We start from the raw sequence: 15,365 nt of genomic DNA, 5'->3' as shown, positions 1-15,365 counted from the left end.
GGCAGCCCGGAACCTGGACTGCGGGACTATAGTTCCCCGACCATTACCCCTCGGTAACTTTGGGGACGAAGCCAGTGACGGACACACTTGGGGCCAGGACCCGCGTCGACGCGATCGCGGTCGCGGTGGCCTTCGGCGGCAGCAATGTCGCCAGCTACCTGCTCACGGTGATCGCCGCGCGGCTGCTCGCGCCGCCGGTCTTCGGGGAAATGGGCTCGCTGCTGGCGCTCCTGGCGATCGGTGCGGTGCCGGCGATGGGCTTGCAGACCGTGATCGCCCTGCGGGTGGCGCGGGCGCCCGAACAGGATCGCGGGCCGCTGGTGACGCTCGGTCTGATGACCAGTGCCACCGTCCTGGTCACCGCGCTGGCCGTCTCGCCCGTGCTGATGGCGTTGCTGCACCTGCCGGGGCCGTGGGCGGTGCTGCTGCTCGCCTGCTCGCTCGCGCCGATCACGCTCGTCGGCCTGTGCTACGGAGTCCTGCAGGGCACGCAGCGGTTCCGGTCGATGGCCCACCTGATCGCGACCGAGGGGGTCGGGCGGGTCGGCGGCACGCTGCTCGGCCTGTTCGTGTTCCGCACGCCCGCCGGGGCGTTCGCCGGGACGGTTGCGGGGTCGGTCGTCGTCGCTTTCGTGGGCTGGCTGATCTGCGGCAGACCGGTGCCGGGCCCCCGCACCGCGGGGCACGTGCGCGACGTGCTGCACACCGCGCAGGCGTTGCTGGCGCTGGTGCTGCTGGTGAACCTGGACCTGGTGCTGGCCCGGCACAGCCTTCCCGCCCGTGAGGCGGGGGAGTACGCGGTGGGCTCGGTGATCACCAAGATCGCGTACTGGCTGCCGTACGCGATCGCCGTCGTCGTCCTGCCCAAGCTGGCCGACGAGAAGGCCCGCCGCCGGATCGTGCCGATCGCACTGGGCGTCTGCGCCGCCGTGGACGCGGTGGTGGTACTGGGTTGCGCGGTGTTCGGCCGCACGGTGGTGTCGCTCGTCGGCGGTTCTGCCTACGCGGCGAGCAGCCTTCCGGTGTGGCTGTTCGCCCTGGTCGGATCGCTGCTGTCGCTCGTGCAGATCCTGTTGTACTCCAGGATCGCGGGCGCCGACCGCCGGTCCACGTCACTGACCTGGCTGGCGGTCGGGTTCGAGGTCGTGCTCGTTCTCGGCTGGTGGCACGGTTCGCCGACCCAGGTCGTCGCCGGGGCCGTCACCGCCACCGCCCTGCTCGCCTGCTTCGGAGCCCTGATCGAGTTCCGGTCCCGTGTCGAACCAGTCGAGGCACGGTGACACCGCCGCGGCCAGGGCGACGAGGACGGCGGCCTGCGTGGCGGTTCCGTACGCCCAGTCCTGCCCGTGTCCTTGCAGGCGTCCGACGACCGCGATCCCGGTGGCGGTCGCCATCCCGGCGACGACGATCAAGGCCGTGACGTTGAACCGCACGGTGAACCGCTGGGCCACGGCACGGACGAGCAGGCTCGCGATCAGCAGGACGACCGGCAGGATCCCGCCGACGGCCGCGAGCAGCACCACCAGCACCGCCGGCACCCACCGCTTGCCCGCGGGGGACGTGGTGATCCGGACCCGTCTGCGCACCGGTAAAAGCGTGACCAACAGCAGGAGCGTCGCGGCGACGGCGCCGACCAGAAGCCGTTGCCGGTAGGTGGTGTCGGGCTCGAAGTCCAGCACCACGGTCGTCACGCCACCGGCCGGCAGCACCCAGGCCTGCTGCCACCCGTCGATCCTGGTGCGGGCGAGCGGCTCGCCGTCCACCTTGGCCACCCAGCCGTCGTTGGCGTTCTCCGGGATGCTGAGGACCGCGGCCTGCCCGGCGGCCACCCGCAGTTCACGGTGTGCGACACCCCACTGCTCGAAGTCGATCGCGCGGTGACCCGGCGGCGGCTCGGTGGCGGCCGCGGTGCTGGGCCGCAGGGTGAGGTCCTGCACCACGAAGGAGGCCGATCGAGCTGTGCTCACCTCGTGCTCCCGACCTCCGAGGTCGACGCCTTCGACCAGGTCCCGACAGGTGCCCAGCGGTAGCGGACGGTGCTGGAACACGTCCCGCAGCGTGCCGGAAACCGTGGTGGCGTAGGCGGTTCCGTCGATGGTGACGGCCGGGCCGGAGCCGCACGGCACGGTGAACGGGGTGTCCAGCGGGATCGGCCGCACCAGATCGGGCGCACCGACGATCTCGACGTCGCTGATGCCCACCGGTCCCGGCACGCGGTCGGGAACCCCTTCGCTCTTCTTGATCGTGATGTCCAGCCGGTCGGTGGTCGCGACGAAGTCGACCGAGCCGTCGGAGAACACCGGCACGGTCCGGCTCAGCTCCGGGGTGGTGATCTGCACCTCGGTCGGGCGGGACGCGCCGGACAGCGCCGACGTGGTCAGCCGCAAGCCGGTCACGTCGCGGGCGGTGGGCCAGGCCAGGCGCAGCGTGGGTTCCTCGTCGGTGTAGTCGGCGATCCACGTCGTGGTGGGGTTCACGTCGACCGCGGCCAGAGGCGCGGCGGCCGGGTCACCGGCCAACTGGGTCGTGCTGGAGACGGTCAACCCCGGTGCGGTGACAGGGAGGGTGCCGCCGACGGTGGGCAGGACCGTCCCTTCGAGACGGTAGTTGGCGTCGTCGCGGGTGCGGAAGAGCCGGTGGACCCCGTCAGGTTCCTCGCCGCTCCTGGCCAGTCCCACGTCGCACCGCTGGTCGCCGTCGGTGCCGGTGCAGGAGTAGCGCGGCTGAGGGCCGCGGCTGAAGGCGAACGTCGTCCGCTGTTCGGGGCCGGGCAGGACGTCGGTGGGCACCCGCAACGCCCGTTGGGCGGTCACTCCGGGCACCGACAGTTCGGCGATGCCGACGGAGCCGCTGGTCAACTGCGCCGCGACCGACAGCACGGTGATCCGGACCCTGCTCGTGAGCCCAGGCGACACCGCGAACACCTGCTCCGCGGTGCCCCTGGCGACCTCGTGGTCGCGGAAACCCGAGTCGGTGGTGATCCTGATCCGGGTGACCGGCCAGCCGACCCGGATGTCGTCGACCATCCGCAGCGCCACCTGGTCGACGACCCGCGGTGTGTCCAGGCCGACTTCGAGCCACTGCCCGGCCGGTCCGGCGAGGGTGGAGGACTGCCAGGCGCTGTACGGATCTCCGTCGATCGCGGCGAATGGCATGGACGACGGGTCGGAGGCGCGGACGGAGTCCGCGAACCCGGCCGAACTCGACGCGGTGACGCCGCGGATCCCGCGGTAGGCCGCGACCGTCAGGTGCTCCGGACCGGGGAACGGCAGGATGTCGGACACCGGTCGGTCCAGCCTCGGCCGCTCGTCGGCAGCGAGCGTCTGGCTCAGGTTGTCGCGCACCCGCCCGACGTTGCGCTCCCGATGGCGCAGCCCGTCCGTGACGAGCCAGTCCCGGCTCTCGGGCGCGCCGCCGTCACCGGCCAGCACGGCAGGACGATCTCCCCGCAGCACCCCCGAGTCGAGCAGCGGCAACAGGGACTCCGGCCCGCCGCTCACCGTCGCGACGTCCTCGGCGTTCACCGCGACCGCGCGCGGCACCGACCGCTTCACCTCGTAGATCTCCAACGCGGGTGCGGGCGCGGCGTCGAGGTCGATCGAGTTGACGACCGGCTGGTCACCCGGCTTGACCACCGGGCCGAACGTCGTCACGCGTTCGATCCCGGCGGAGCGGGCCAGCGCGTCCCGCATCATCGTGACCGGTGGCGCACCGGTGGCGACCCGGTCGATGTCGTTGCGCACCAACAGGAACCTGTGCCCGGACCGAGCGAGGAAGTCGGCCAGTCCTGGTGCGCCGCGCCCGTCGGCGAGCGCGTCCTCGACCGCGTCCATCAGCCGGGTGTTGCCCTCCGAGCCGAGCGGGATCTGGCTGCGCAGCGCCCAGGGTGACCGGGCCAGCGCCTGGGCGGGCTCGTCGACCGTCTTGCCCCAGGTGTACTCGCCGAACCCGGTGCCGGGCAGCAGGAGGGTGCGGGCGTCCGGGTCGTTGTCGGCCAGCCACGTCATCGCGGAACGCCAGTAGTCCGGGATCTCCTGCCACCCCGGCCCCGGCCGCAACGTGAGCGTCCACGCGGGCGTGGCCATCACGGCCACCAGCAGGACGCCGACGGCGAGCCGGACCTTGCCCGCGACCGCGGTGGTCGCGGCGGCCGGGATTCGGACGCGTGACACCGCGTGCATGAACGCGAGCATCAACGGCAGCCGCAGGCCGGGCTCGAACTTGTGCACGTTGCGCAGGGGGGCCAGCGGACCGTCCAGCAGGGCGCGAACGGTGTGGGACAGCGGACTGTCAAGTGCCCCGACGTAGCCGATGGTCATCACGGCGACGCCCGCGATGACGCCGATCGTCAGGAAGAGCCGCTCCGGCAGTCCGCGGCGGACCAGCCCGGCGAGGCCGGCCGCGGCGAGGAGCCCGGTGGCCAGCATCAGGACCGGGTGGTCGACCAGCATGAAACCGGAGGGCCACCACGGGCTGCCCTGCACGACGTAGGCCACCCACTGGTTGGTGCCGCGCAGGACCTGGAACAGCGACGTCGGCGCCGTGGTGTTGGCGGCCGACTCGACGTAGTCGACGAACGGCAGGCTGTACTCGCCGAGCAGCATCAGCGGCAGCAACCACCACAGCACGGCCGCCACCACGGACGCGAACCACCAGAGCACGAGCCGGACGTGCCGCGCGGTCCACTGCCGGGTCAGCAGCCACAGACCGGGCAGCAGCAGGACCGTGAGCACCAGCGCGCCGTTCATCCCGCCGACGCCGAGGGTCGCCAGCCCGGACAAGCCGGCCGCCCGTCGTGGCGAGGAGATCCGGTCGGCCTTGATCAAGGGCAGCAGGATCCACGGCAGCATCACGGCGGCGACCATCTCCGCCGACAGCGGGCCGATCTCGGTGAGCATCCGCGGCGCCAGCGCGTACGCGACGGCCCCCAGGTACTGCGCCGGGGCGGTGCCGATCCGCAACGCCCGCGCGACCGCGAGGACACCGCCGAACGCGCCGCACAGCAGCAGGGCGCACCACAGGCGTTGGGAGATCCACGGCGGCAGCCCGAGCACGTGGCACACCGCGAAGTACGGCCCCATCGGGAACAGGTAGCCGTACGCCTGGTTCTGCAGTTCGCCACCGCTGGCCGCGGGGTTCCACAGGTGCAACGCGCGGCCGAGGAACGCCAGCGGGTCGACCACGAGGTCGAGCTTGGTGTCGAAGGTCGTGCGGCCGGGGCGTTGCAGGAACGACAGCAGCGTGAGACCCAGCATGACCCATGCCGTGGGGTTGCGGTGCAAGCCCACGGCCATCCTGACGCGCGTCACCTCTTGCGGACGACGTATCTCGTGGACCGCCAGTGGCTGACCGGGATGTCCTCGGACACGCTGTCCACCACCTCACCGCCGTGCTCGGCCACCACGGCGCGGAGCCGGTCCGGCGCCAGCGCGGTCATCCGCATCGGCGCCGGGTAGCGCAGCACGACGCGCTGTCCCCAGGCCACCAGGCGGTAGGGCGCGAACCGCCAGAGCACGCCCCTGAACGTCCACAACGGACTCGTCGTGCACTGCAACACCGCCACGCCACCGGGACGCAGCACGCGCATGAACTCCGCCAGGTAGCCCTCGATCGCCGTGCGCGGCAGGTGCTGCAACACCAGTTCGGTGTAGACCAGGTCGAAATCTCCGTCGGGGAACCGGTGCAGATCCGGCGTGTCGTTGTGGACGAACCGGCACTTCCCGCCGCTGCGGTCCAGGTTCTCGGCGGTGGAGAGCATCGGCGGCGAGACGTCCACGCCGACGACCTCGTCGGCGTGCTCGGCCAGCGCCTGCGACAGCCGCCCGGCCCCGCACCCGAAGTCCAGCACCCGCCGCCAGGTCACCGGCAGGCCGAGCCGGGCGAGCCACTCACGGGCGACCGCCACGTCCTGGCGCCCCAGCTCGAGGAACTGGTCGACCTCCCACCGGCCGCCGCGCTTGTCCGGCGCCACGTGTACCGCCCACAGCGGATCCGCTTCGCCGAGCCGGGTCCAGTCGCGGCGCACCTGGTCGAAGGTCATTCGCCGGAGTGTAGGTCCGGTCACGTCGCAGGGGAACCGATCCGGACGTCCACCACGCACATCGGGTCCACAGCGGTGCCGCGGTTGACCTCCAGCCGGTCGGAGCCGCCGTTCACGACCACGTACAGCACGTGCAGGCCCTCGGCGAAGTTCACCTCCTGGGCGACTGTTCCCAGCGCGAGCCGCACCGGGCCCGCGCTGGAGGTGTAGTACTCCATCCGCAGCAGCCGACGGCCCTCCACCCGGCTGCTCAGCGGAATCGTCACGACCTGGCCGCCGACCGGGTAGCCGCAGTCGGCCACCGGACCTTTCCTGCCGACGATCGGATCCTTGACGCCGGTGATCTTTTGCGGCGATCCGTTGTCGTCCAGCAGGAACATCTCCTCCGCGGGCTGGTCGAACTTCGGCCGCTGCGGGAGCAGGCCGATCACCCTGGACGCCTTGCCGTCCTCGATGAGCCACACCGACATGATCGCGTCCGGGACGCTCGTGTCGTAGAGCGCGATCGACGGGTTCGCCGCCAGCGCGGCTCGCGCGGTGCTGACGTACTGCTCCGACTTGGCGAACCGCAGACCGGGTGCGAGCCACAGGAAGCTGAACGTGGCGCTGATCCCGAGCAGCGTCACCAGGCCGAGCACGACCGGCCTCCTCAGCCCGCCGGAGTGCTCACCGGGGCGGAGGTACGCGAACGTCGCGCAGAGCGCGGCGATCGGGACCGCGTCGGCGATGTAGCGGGGGTCGTTGCCGATCAGCGGTCCGATCTCGGGCAGCCGGGTCACGATCACCAGAAGCAGGTCGACCGCGAGGTACCCGGCGAGCATCAGCCACGCGGCCCCCGCACGTCGGGGTGCCTTGAGCAGAGCGCCGACGAGCACCAGCACGGCCACCGCGGCCACGGCCAGGCGCAGCCACAGCGGCGACGTCGAGATGGTCGCACCGGGTGCGGGACCGGTCCACGGGCCGCCGAACAAGCCCGGCAGGAAGGTGTTCAGCACCGCGTTGCCGACGAACTCCGCGATGAAGTCCGCGGACGGCAGGTCGTTCTTGACTCGGCTGGTGGTCAGGGCGACGAACAGGACGGCGAACCCGGCGACGACGGCGCCGTGCGCCAGCCACACCCGCCAGGGCGCCTTTTCGCCCAGCAGCACCGTGATCCCGAACAGCACGGCGATGAACAACGCCGCCTTCTCGTAGAAGGCCAGACCGGCGACGGTCCACAGCAGGGTGATGACGACCTGCTTCGCGGCGCGAGTGCGCAGGTAGGTCAGGTGCGCGTTGATCGCGCCGAACATGGTCAGCAGCAACGGGAAGAGCTGCACGCCGTAGGCCCACCACAGCGTGGGGTACAGGATCAGGGGGGAGAACGCGTACACCGCGAACGGCAACAGCAGTGTCCAGCGCGACCCGAAGCACCGCGTCAGCACCCGCCAGAACAGCACGGACGCCACCGCGAGCATCATGAGCAGGGGGATCACGGCGAACACGTGGCTCAGCGGCGCGACCGCCGTGATGAACCACGCCAGCAGGAACATGCCGGGCGCCAGGTGGCCGCTGTAGTCCTGGAAGAGGTAGTCGAGGTCGAACGGCCCGTGGGCCGCCGCCCGGTGCAGGATCACGAAGTCGTCGTGCCCGAAGTAGCCGTTGAACGCCATCCAGGCGTGGATCGCGAACGGGATGACGCCGATCGCGACCGCGGCCAGGGTAATGGGCCGGGGCCAGGCCAGGACGACCTGCCGCGGTTCGGTGGTGGTGGTGGTGGTGGTGGTCACTTCTCCAGCAACCTGCCCATCGCTGCGTAGAAAACGTCGACGATCTTGGTCGGGTCCTCGGTGGTGTAGGCGTCGCCGCCGGTCGCCCGCGAGATCGCCCGCAGCTCGACCGGGTCGATGTCCGGCCCGATGCCGATGCCGATGATCTGCAGTGGCCGTTTCGGGTCCTGCAACTCGGCCAGTTGGGCGAGCAGCTGTTCCTGGGTGATCCCTTGGGGGTCCTCGTTCTTGCCGTCGGTGAGCACCACCACCAGGTTGATCCGGCCCGGCTCCCAGTTCTGCCGGGCCGAGGTGTAGGCGGCCAGCACCGAGTCGTACAGGCCGGTGGCGCCGTTGCGGATCGCCTTGACCTTGCGGAGTTCGTCCAGCGAGCCGTCGGCCAGGAGCTCACCCACCGGCCGCACCGGCAGGAGTTCCTTGTAGTCCTTGTCGCCGTCGAGGTTCGTGGAGAACCGCCACAGGCCGATCTTCGTGGTCGGTTTGAACAGCCTGATGCCCAACTCGGCGGCCTTGATGGTGAGCGTCATCCGGTCGGTGGCGGTCTCGGGGACGACCTGGGCCATCGACCCGGACACGTCCAGCAGCACCTGCATCCGGGCGCTGCGGTTGACCGCCGCCCACTGGTTGAGCAGCTGGTCGGGGTCGGCGGGAGGGGCGACCGGCCGGACCACCGCGGCGCTCGAATCCCCGAGCGCCCGCCCGTCGGGCCCGCGAAGGCCCGCCTCGGCGAACTGCCCGGCGGAGGTCTGGTCGAGCAAGCGGCTCAGGAACTGTTGCGCCACATCACGTTTGCCCTGATCGGGACCGGGCAGGACGACGTACGGGTAGTCCAGCGAAGGCACGGCGGGATCGGCGTACACCCCGACCAGACCGTGTTTTCCCAAGTCCGACTCCGGTGTCACCACGCCGTCCAGTGGCCGGGCGGGATCGAACAGCTCGGCGGGCTTCTGGACGGCGTGCTTGGTGAGCTTGCGCAGCGTCAGGGCATAGGAACCGGCCGGGTCCGGAGCGGATCCGCTCAGCTCACCTGTGGCGATCAACGCCGACAGGCCGGCCGGGTCGACGGCCGGGTCGACGAGTCCGATCGCCGTCTCGCCGCTGAACACCTGGGCCCAGGTGGGCGTTCGCTCTGGCCAGCCGAACTGCCGCGCGGCGGTCTCGGTCAGCCCCAGCACGATGGGCGAGGACGCGATCGACGGGCCCGTGACGGGGATGTCCCACGCACCCCGCCGCTGGGCGCGCAGCAGCCACTGGGACGACTCCGGGATCCACACATCCGGTTTGGCCTGTGCGAGGGACTCGACGGCCTCAGCGGAATCCCGCGCTATCACCTCGACTCGGTAGCACGCGGCACCGTCCTGTTCCGACACGCGGGCCACGGCCGAGGCGATGCTCGGCGCGGCCACGACGCTGAGCGTGGCGACCGTGTCACAGCTCGAAGAGGAGAGCCGTTCGTGCAGGTAGTCGAAGCCGAACCACCCGGCGAGTGAAAGAACGAGCAGGATGCTCAGGATCACCACCGGTGAGTCCGAACGCCGAGCCACAGGCCCCAACCCCTCGTCGCCGCTGACTGGTCGGGCCAGCCTAGCCCGAAGACGGCAGCGAGTCGGTCTTGGTCGGGGGTGGTTTCGGTGAGCATGCGACGGTCTTTGAGCTGACGGAAGGAGAACTCGGCGTCGGACTGCAGCAGGGGAGATGTGGCGTCACCAGCGCGCTGAACGCGGCGTGGTCACCCGCTCGGGCGGCGACGAGCAGATCGCTCATGCGGCCACCGTAGACGGCCGCACGTCGGACGAGGTGTGCACGATGCTGGAGATCTCGCCGGCGAACCAACGGGTGCTGCTACACCGCGGCCGTGCGACGGTCCGGGCGCACCTGGAGACGTACTTCGCGACGGCGGGAGAAACGGCATGACGTGCGAGGAGTTCGTCGAACTCGTGACAGCGTTCCTGGAGGGGACGCTGGACGAGGCGGCCGAACACGCGTTCGTCGCACATCTCGCCGAGTGCCCTGGGTGCGAGCGGTATCTCGACCAGTTCCGTGCGACCATTGCCGAACTCGGTGAGCTACCCCCGGAGTCGCTGCCGGACGAGACACGTGAACGGCTGCTGGACGCGTTCCGGACGTGGCGTCGTCCGTGAAGTGTGACCCAGGAGGTGAGATGTCCGTCGACGTCCGCCCCGAGCTACGAGCTGGCCGATGCGCCGGAGCATCACAGCCGACCTGGTCCGGCTGCGAAACCGTCTGGAACGCTGAGTCCAGACTAACGACGGTTCACAGGAGCCGTTCGCTCCTCTTACCTTCGGTGGAAGATCGGAAACCCTGCACCCGTCCGCCTCGGCGGCCGGGATTTCCGTGAGGAGCCCAACTTCATGAAACCCCTGCGTTTGGGGGTGCTCGCCGTGCTCACCGCATCGGCGGTCGCCCTCACGATGTCGGGCGCGTCCGCGCACGACCCCGACACTCCCGAAGGACAGGCGGCGGCCAAGGCGTTCATGGCCGACTACCAGCCCGCCGAGCGGCATGCCGTGACGAATACCGCGGCCGGTGTGCCGTGCGTCGACGGCAAGGCCGACATCTACCCCTGCAAGAACGTCGACCTGCTCAGCGTCCTGCCGCTGAACCAGATGGGCGGCGGCAACGGCAACGACATCTGGGGCTGGACCGACCCGTCCTCCGGCAAGGAGTACGCGATCGTCGGCCGCACCAACGGCACGGCGTTCGTCGACGTGAGCACTCCGACCGCACCGCGTTACCTGGGCAACCTGCCGTCCAACGGTGGCAGCAGCACGTGGCGTGACATGAAGGTCTACAAGGACCACGCGTTCATCGTCGCCGACTTCATCAGCGGCCACGGCATGCAGGTCTTCGACCTCACCCGCCTGCGGACGATCACCACGCCGCAGACGCTCACGGCGGACACCGTGTACAAGGAGTTCGGCCCGGCGCACAACATCGCGATCAACGAGGAAACCGGCTACGCGTACGCGATCGGCTCCAACACGTGCCGCGGCGGTCCTCACATGGTCGACATCCGCACGCCGAAGTCGCCGAAGAACGCGGGCTGCGTGTCGCAGGACGGGTACACGCACGACAACCAGTGCGTGATCTACCGCGGTCCGGACGCGGCTTACCGCGGCAAGGAGATCTGCTTCAACTCCAACGAGGACACGCTGACGATCGTCGACGTGACCGACAAGGCCAACCCGGTGCAGATCTCGCGCAAGGGCTACTCGGGTGCGCAGTACTCGCACCAGGGCTGGCTCACCGAGGACCAGCGCTACTTCCTGCTCGACGACGAGCTCGACGAGTCGCGCGGCACCGACAAGCGCACGAAGACCTACATCTGGGACCTGGCGTCGCTGGCCAACCCGGTGCACACCGGCACCTACAACTCGCCCGCGTCGGCCATCGACCACAACCAGTACATCAAGGGCAAGTACTCCTACCAGGCCAACTACCAGGCCGGACTGCGCATCCTGGACGTCAGCGGCGTCGCCTCCGCACAGCTGACCGAAGCCGGGTTCTTCGACATCTACCCGGCGGCGAACGAGGCCAAGTTCAACGGGGCGTGGAGCAACTACCCGTACTTCGCCAGCGGCATCGTCCTGGTCAACGGCATCGAGCAGGGCCTGGTCGTCGTCAAACCAAACCTGGGAGCTGTGGAACCACCACCTCCGGGAGGGAAGTTCGAGAACACCACCGACGTGTCCATTCCGGACGCGGGCGCGGCGGTGACGTCCTCGGTTTCGGTGTCCGGGCTCAGCGGCAAGGCCCCCGCGACGCTCAAGGTGAACGTGGACATCAAGCACCCGTACCGCGGTGACCTGGTGATCGACCTGGTGGCCCCGGACGGCACGGCCTACCGGCTCAAGGGTTCGAGCAACGACAGCGGCGACAACGTGATCGCGACCTACGACGTGAACGCCTCCGCCGAGGACGCCGTGGGCACGTGGCAGCTGAAGGTGCAGGACGTCGCTCGTTCCGACGTCGGTCACCTCGACGCCTGGAGCCTGCAGTTCTGAGGTGAGGTGCCCCGGCTTCGGCCGGGGCACCCCGGTGGGGTGGATCATGCGCAAGCTGGGTTTCGTCGACTGGGTGTTCGCACTGGTGGCTGTCGCGATCGTGGTCGGAGGTGCGATCGCGTTGGTCCGCCCGTCCTCCGGCCCGGCGCACTCACTGCACCAGCAAGCCGCAGTCGCTCCAGCGAGCCACAGCGATGGACTGTCCGAAGTGGAGGGTGGCTACCGCTTCGAGCGCGTCGTCATGCCCGAGAGCCGCGGAACCGCGGTCCCGGTGGCGTTCCGCATCCTCGGCGCCGACGGCAAACCCGTGACCCGGTTCCTGGACAACCAGACCAAGCAGATGCACTTCTTCGTCGTCCGCGACGACATGCACGTGTTCCGGCACCTCCACCCGACGCTCAACGGCGACACCTGGCACATCACCGCCGACCTGCCCGACGGTGGTGCCTACCGGATGTTCGCCGAGTTCATCCCAATGGACACCAAGGATCCGCGGCATCCAGTGGTGCTGGGCGTCCCGTTCAGCCTCGCCGGTGACACCTCGCTGGTTCCCGTCCCCGCACCGGACGCGAACGCCCGAACCGCAACGGGGTACTCGGTGACACGGGTGGACGAGCCGGCCGCACTCCCGCTGCTGAACGAACGCAAGCTGCGATTCGCCATCCGCACCCCGGACGGCGCACCGGTCGAGTCACTTGAACCGCATCTCGGTGCCAACGGCCACATGACCGGCTTTCACACAATGCTGCTCTCCGCAACGCACCTGCACCCCGTCGAGCCGCTCGGCGCACCGCTGATCAACGGCGAGCTGACCTTCCGGTCAGCGTTCGCCGAACGCGGTGAGTACCGGCTCTTCCTCGAGTTCTCCCACGGCGGACGGTTGCACACAGCGGCAGTCACCGTTGCAGTTCAATGAGGCGGCCCGTGGGGTCAGTTGTGTCGGTGTACGACGGCAACCGGGCACTGGGCTTGGTAGAGCACGGCGTGGCTGACTGAACCGAGCACTGCCCTCCGTAGAGCGCCGCGGCCGTGGCTGCCCACGACGAGTAGTCCTGCGTCGTCGGCGGCGTCGAGCAACGCCTGCGCGGGGCCGTGGAACGAGACGTGCCGCTCCACGCGGACGTCCGGGTGGCTTTCCTGGTGGCCTGCCAGGCAGCGGGCGATCACCGCTTCGGATTCCGCGTGCACCTGGTTCCAGTTGTAATCCCAGTTCTGTACCGGCGCGAGTGCTTCGATCGGCATGTCGGACCACGCGTGGACGGCGAGCAGATCGCGGCCGCGGCGACTGGCGAACTCGAAGGCGAAGCCGATGGCCGTCGCGCTGGTCTCGGATCCGTCGACGCCCACCACGACGCGACCGTCGGCCGCTTTTGCGTCTCGCACAACCACAACCGGAAGTTCGTGGTGGACGGCGAGGTCGGCGGCGGTGGAGCCGAGCAGCGCCCGTGTCAGGCCGGAACGGCCGGACGAGCCGACGACCAGCAGCTCCGCGTCGCGGCCGATTTCACCCAGCACGTCGGTGGGATGGCCGTACTCGACACGCGTGGTGATGTTGAGGCCAGGGGACAGCCGGTTGCACTCGGCGGTGAGGTCGGCCAGATCGTTCTCGGCGCGGGAACGCACCGATTGTTCACTCACCGCATCGGGCAACGGCGTGGACATCGGGGTGAACACCAGTTCCGGGAGCGGTCCCCGGACCACGTGTACGAGCAGCAGCCCACAGTCACGGCTTGCCGCTTCCTCGGCGGCCCAGAGCGCGGCTGAGCGTGCTGGCGGCGAACCGTCGAAGCCCACCACGATCGAGTGCTTTCCGGTTCGGGTCATCTCTAGTTCACCTCCACCGTGCCACGACGGTTACCCGGATCACGCGGCCGGGAAACGTGCGGTTGTGGGTCAGCGTTCGCGGTCTGCGGTGCGATGTCGATCGCGGGCACGCCGTGCGCGCAGTGAGCCGGGGTGGGCCTTGGCGGAGGGATCGCGCCTGGTCTTGACCAGGCTGGCCACCGTGACGACCGCGAGCACCACGGCGATCACGGCGAGGCTGAGCAGCGTGGGGATCTCGGGGACGCGCTTGTCGATGTCCTCGTGCGCCCACTGCAGGATCAGCTTGACCCCGATGAAGGCGAGGATCAGCGCAAGCCCGGTGGACAGGTACACCAACCGGTCCAGCAGGCCCTGCACGAGGAAGAACAAGGCGCGCAGGCCGAGCAGGGCGAAGGCGTTGGCGGCGAAGACGACGTAGGGCTGTGCGGTGATGCCGAAGACGGCGGGGATCGAGTCGAGCGCGAACAGCAGGTCGATGGTCCCGATCGCCACCAGCACCAGGAACAGCGGCGTGACCACGCGCTTGCCACTGTCCCGTGTGAACAGATCGCCTTCCACGTAGTCGTCGGTCACCGGCAGCACTCGGCGTGACGTCTTGACCACGACGTTGTCCTCGATGTCCGGGTCTTCGTCGCGGTGCCGGTACAGCTGCACGGCCGTGTAGATCAGCAACAGCCCGAACAGCAGGAACACGAAGGAGAACAGGGACAGCAGTGTCGCACCGAGTGCGATGAACAAAGCGCGCATGATCAACGCCAGCAGGATGCCGAACGTGAGCACTTTGTGCTGGTGCTCGTCCGGCACTGCGAAGGTCGACATGATGATCACGAACACGAAGAGGTTGTCGACCGAGAGGCTCTTCTCGACCAAGTAGCCAACGAAGTACTCCGTGCCCGGCCCGCTGCCGTAGTGCAGCGTGAACCAGACACCGAACCCGACGGCGACCGCGACGTAGAACACCGACCACGCGGTGGCCTCGCCGAACCCGACGTGATGAGGTCGTTTGGCCGCGACCACGAGGTCCACGGCGAGCAGGACCACGACGAAACCGACGGTCAGCGCCCAGGTCAGGAAGCTGATGTCGAGCTGAGCACTCATGTCACCTCCAGCGCCGAACCCCTCGCCCGGCGCATCACGGGTACCCAGTAACGCGGCGGTGGTCGCCTTCTCGGCCAACTCCATCGGAGATGCCTGGCGAACTGGACCTGTGGCCTGCCGGACCGGCCACTGGACGTGCTGTCCGAGATCTCGCGGCCTGCGGTGTGGGCGCTCAGCGCGTCGACCAACCTGGCCGTGCGGATCTTCGGCGACAATAGCGACGCCGAGGGCGAGCAGCCCACCGCGGGAGATTCACGAGCGACGTCTGAGCGGCTGCGCCGGGCCGTCAGCGGTTCGTAACAACTTGCGCGCCGGTCGTGCGGCAGGATCGGCCCATGTTCGGAATCCGAGTCATGGCCGGGTCACTGGTTCTACTCGCCTCGCTGGCGGCGTGTGGTGGCGATCCGGCGGGTGCGCCGCAACCGGCTCCCACACCGCCGCCGGCCACGTCCCAGACAAGCGCCGCCGCACCGACAAGTGGCGCTCCCGAGGTGCCGGACCAGCTGAAGTTCACCGCCAAGACCGTCGACGGCAAGGACCTCAACGGCGCTGACCTGGCCGGAAAACCGGTCGTGCTGTGGTTCTGGGCGCCGTGGTGTCCCAAGTGTC

At 69.5% G+C, this 15,365-nt stretch carries 12 protein-coding genes and 1 pseudogene; 7 read left to right on the top strand and 6 right to left on the bottom strand.

Going from position 1 to position 15,365, the window contains the following annotated elements:
- Nucleotides 1–74: 74 nt before the first annotated feature.
- Nucleotides 75–1,280: a lipopolysaccharide biosynthesis protein gene (locus G7043_RS50440; RefSeq protein WP_390827943.1), complete on the top strand. Its 1,206-nt coding sequence runs from the start codon at nucleotides 75–77 to the stop codon at nucleotides 1,278–1,280.
- 900 nt (nucleotides 1,281–2,180) lie between these two features.
- On the opposite strand, the pseudogene G7043_RS50500 reads toward G7043_RS50440, so the two are convergent.
- From G7043_RS50500 to G7043_RS24970, 4 genes and pseudogenes are all read right to left on the bottom strand, one after another.
- A pseudogene (locus tag G7043_RS50500) lies at nucleotides 2,181–5,255 on the bottom strand (alpha-(1->3)-arabinofuranosyltransferase); the annotation flags it as partial.
- A 50-nt stretch (nucleotides 5,256–5,305) separates the two neighbouring features.
- A complete protein-coding gene (locus tag G7043_RS24980) occupies nucleotides 5,306–6,040 on the bottom strand; it encodes a class I SAM-dependent methyltransferase (RefSeq protein WP_166049460.1) in 735 nt (244 codons plus the stop codon).
- Between the two features lie 20 nt (nucleotides 6,041–6,060).
- Nucleotides 6,061–7,809, bottom strand: coding sequence for a hypothetical protein (locus G7043_RS24975; RefSeq protein ID WP_166049458.1), 1,749 nt, complete (start codon nucleotides 7,807–7,809; stop codon nucleotides 6,061–6,063).
- Nucleotides 7,806–9,353, bottom strand: a complete 1,548-nt coding sequence (locus G7043_RS24970) for a substrate-binding domain-containing protein (RefSeq protein ID WP_313888061.1) — start codon at nucleotides 9,351–9,353, stop codon at nucleotides 7,806–7,808. Before G7043_RS24970 ends, G7043_RS24975 begins: the two co-directional genes overlap by 4 nt.
- Before the next feature lie 151 nt (nucleotides 9,354–9,504).
- Here G7043_RS24970 and G7043_RS48510 point away from each other — a divergent pair, with 151 nt between their 5' ends.
- The 4 genes from G7043_RS48510 to G7043_RS24950 all read left to right on the top strand — a co-directional run bounded on the left by G7043_RS48510 (nucleotide 9,505) and on the right by G7043_RS24950 (nucleotide 12,750).
- Nucleotides 9,505–9,723 (top strand): hypothetical protein, encoded by a 219-nt coding sequence (locus G7043_RS48510; protein ID WP_242642649.1) that lies wholly within the window; start codon nucleotides 9,505–9,507, stop codon nucleotides 9,721–9,723.
- Complete coding sequence (locus G7043_RS24960) at nucleotides 9,720–9,950, top strand: anti-sigma factor family protein (RefSeq protein WP_166049455.1); 231 nt, start codon at nucleotides 9,720–9,722, stop codon at nucleotides 9,948–9,950. The genes G7043_RS48510 and G7043_RS24960 overlap by 4 nt, the downstream gene beginning before the upstream one ends.
- A 231-nt stretch (nucleotides 9,951–10,181) precedes the next feature.
- Nucleotides 10,182–11,834 carry a choice-of-anchor B family protein gene (locus G7043_RS24955; protein ID WP_166049454.1) on the top strand — a complete coding sequence of 551 codons (1,653 nt, stop codon included), beginning with the start codon at nucleotides 10,182–10,184 and terminating at the stop codon, nucleotides 11,832–11,834.
- Nucleotides 11,835–11,880: 46 nt separating this feature from the next.
- A complete protein-coding gene (locus tag G7043_RS24950) occupies nucleotides 11,881–12,750 on the top strand; it encodes a hypothetical protein (RefSeq protein ID WP_166049452.1) in 870 nt (289 codons plus the stop codon).
- Nucleotides 12,751–12,764: 14 nt separating this feature from the next.
- Here G7043_RS24950 and G7043_RS24945 read toward each other — a convergent pair whose 3' ends face one another.
- Nucleotides 12,765–13,658, bottom strand: a complete 894-nt coding sequence (locus tag G7043_RS24945) for a universal stress protein (RefSeq protein ID WP_166049450.1) — start codon at nucleotides 13,656–13,658, stop codon at nucleotides 12,765–12,767.
- 69 nt (nucleotides 13,659–13,727) lie between these two features.
- Complete coding sequence (locus tag G7043_RS24940; protein ID WP_166049448.1) at nucleotides 13,728–14,756, bottom strand: TerC/Alx family metal homeostasis membrane protein; 1,029 nt, start codon at nucleotides 14,754–14,756, stop codon at nucleotides 13,728–13,730.
- Between the two features lie 135 nt (nucleotides 14,757–14,891).
- On the opposite strand from G7043_RS24940, the gene G7043_RS24935 reads away from it, so the two are divergent.
- The gene (locus G7043_RS24935) at nucleotides 14,892–15,056 is read left to right on the top strand and encodes a hypothetical protein (protein WP_166049446.1); all 165 of its coding nucleotides are present in this window, start codon (nucleotides 14,892–14,894) and stop codon (nucleotides 15,054–15,056) included.
- Nucleotides 15,057–15,091: 35 nt separating this feature from the next.
- Nucleotides 15,092–15,365 (top strand): redoxin domain-containing protein (locus tag G7043_RS24930; RefSeq protein WP_166049444.1); only part of this gene is annotated, 274 nt, incomplete at its 3' end.

The sequence above is a fragment of the Lentzea alba genome, from assembly GCF_011067745.1.
Lineage (GTDB): Bacteria > Actinomycetota > Actinomycetes > Mycobacteriales > Pseudonocardiaceae > Lentzea > Lentzea alba.
The sequence above is the reverse complement of the archived record's forward strand: the minus strand, read 5'-3'. Positions and strand labels throughout refer to the sequence as shown.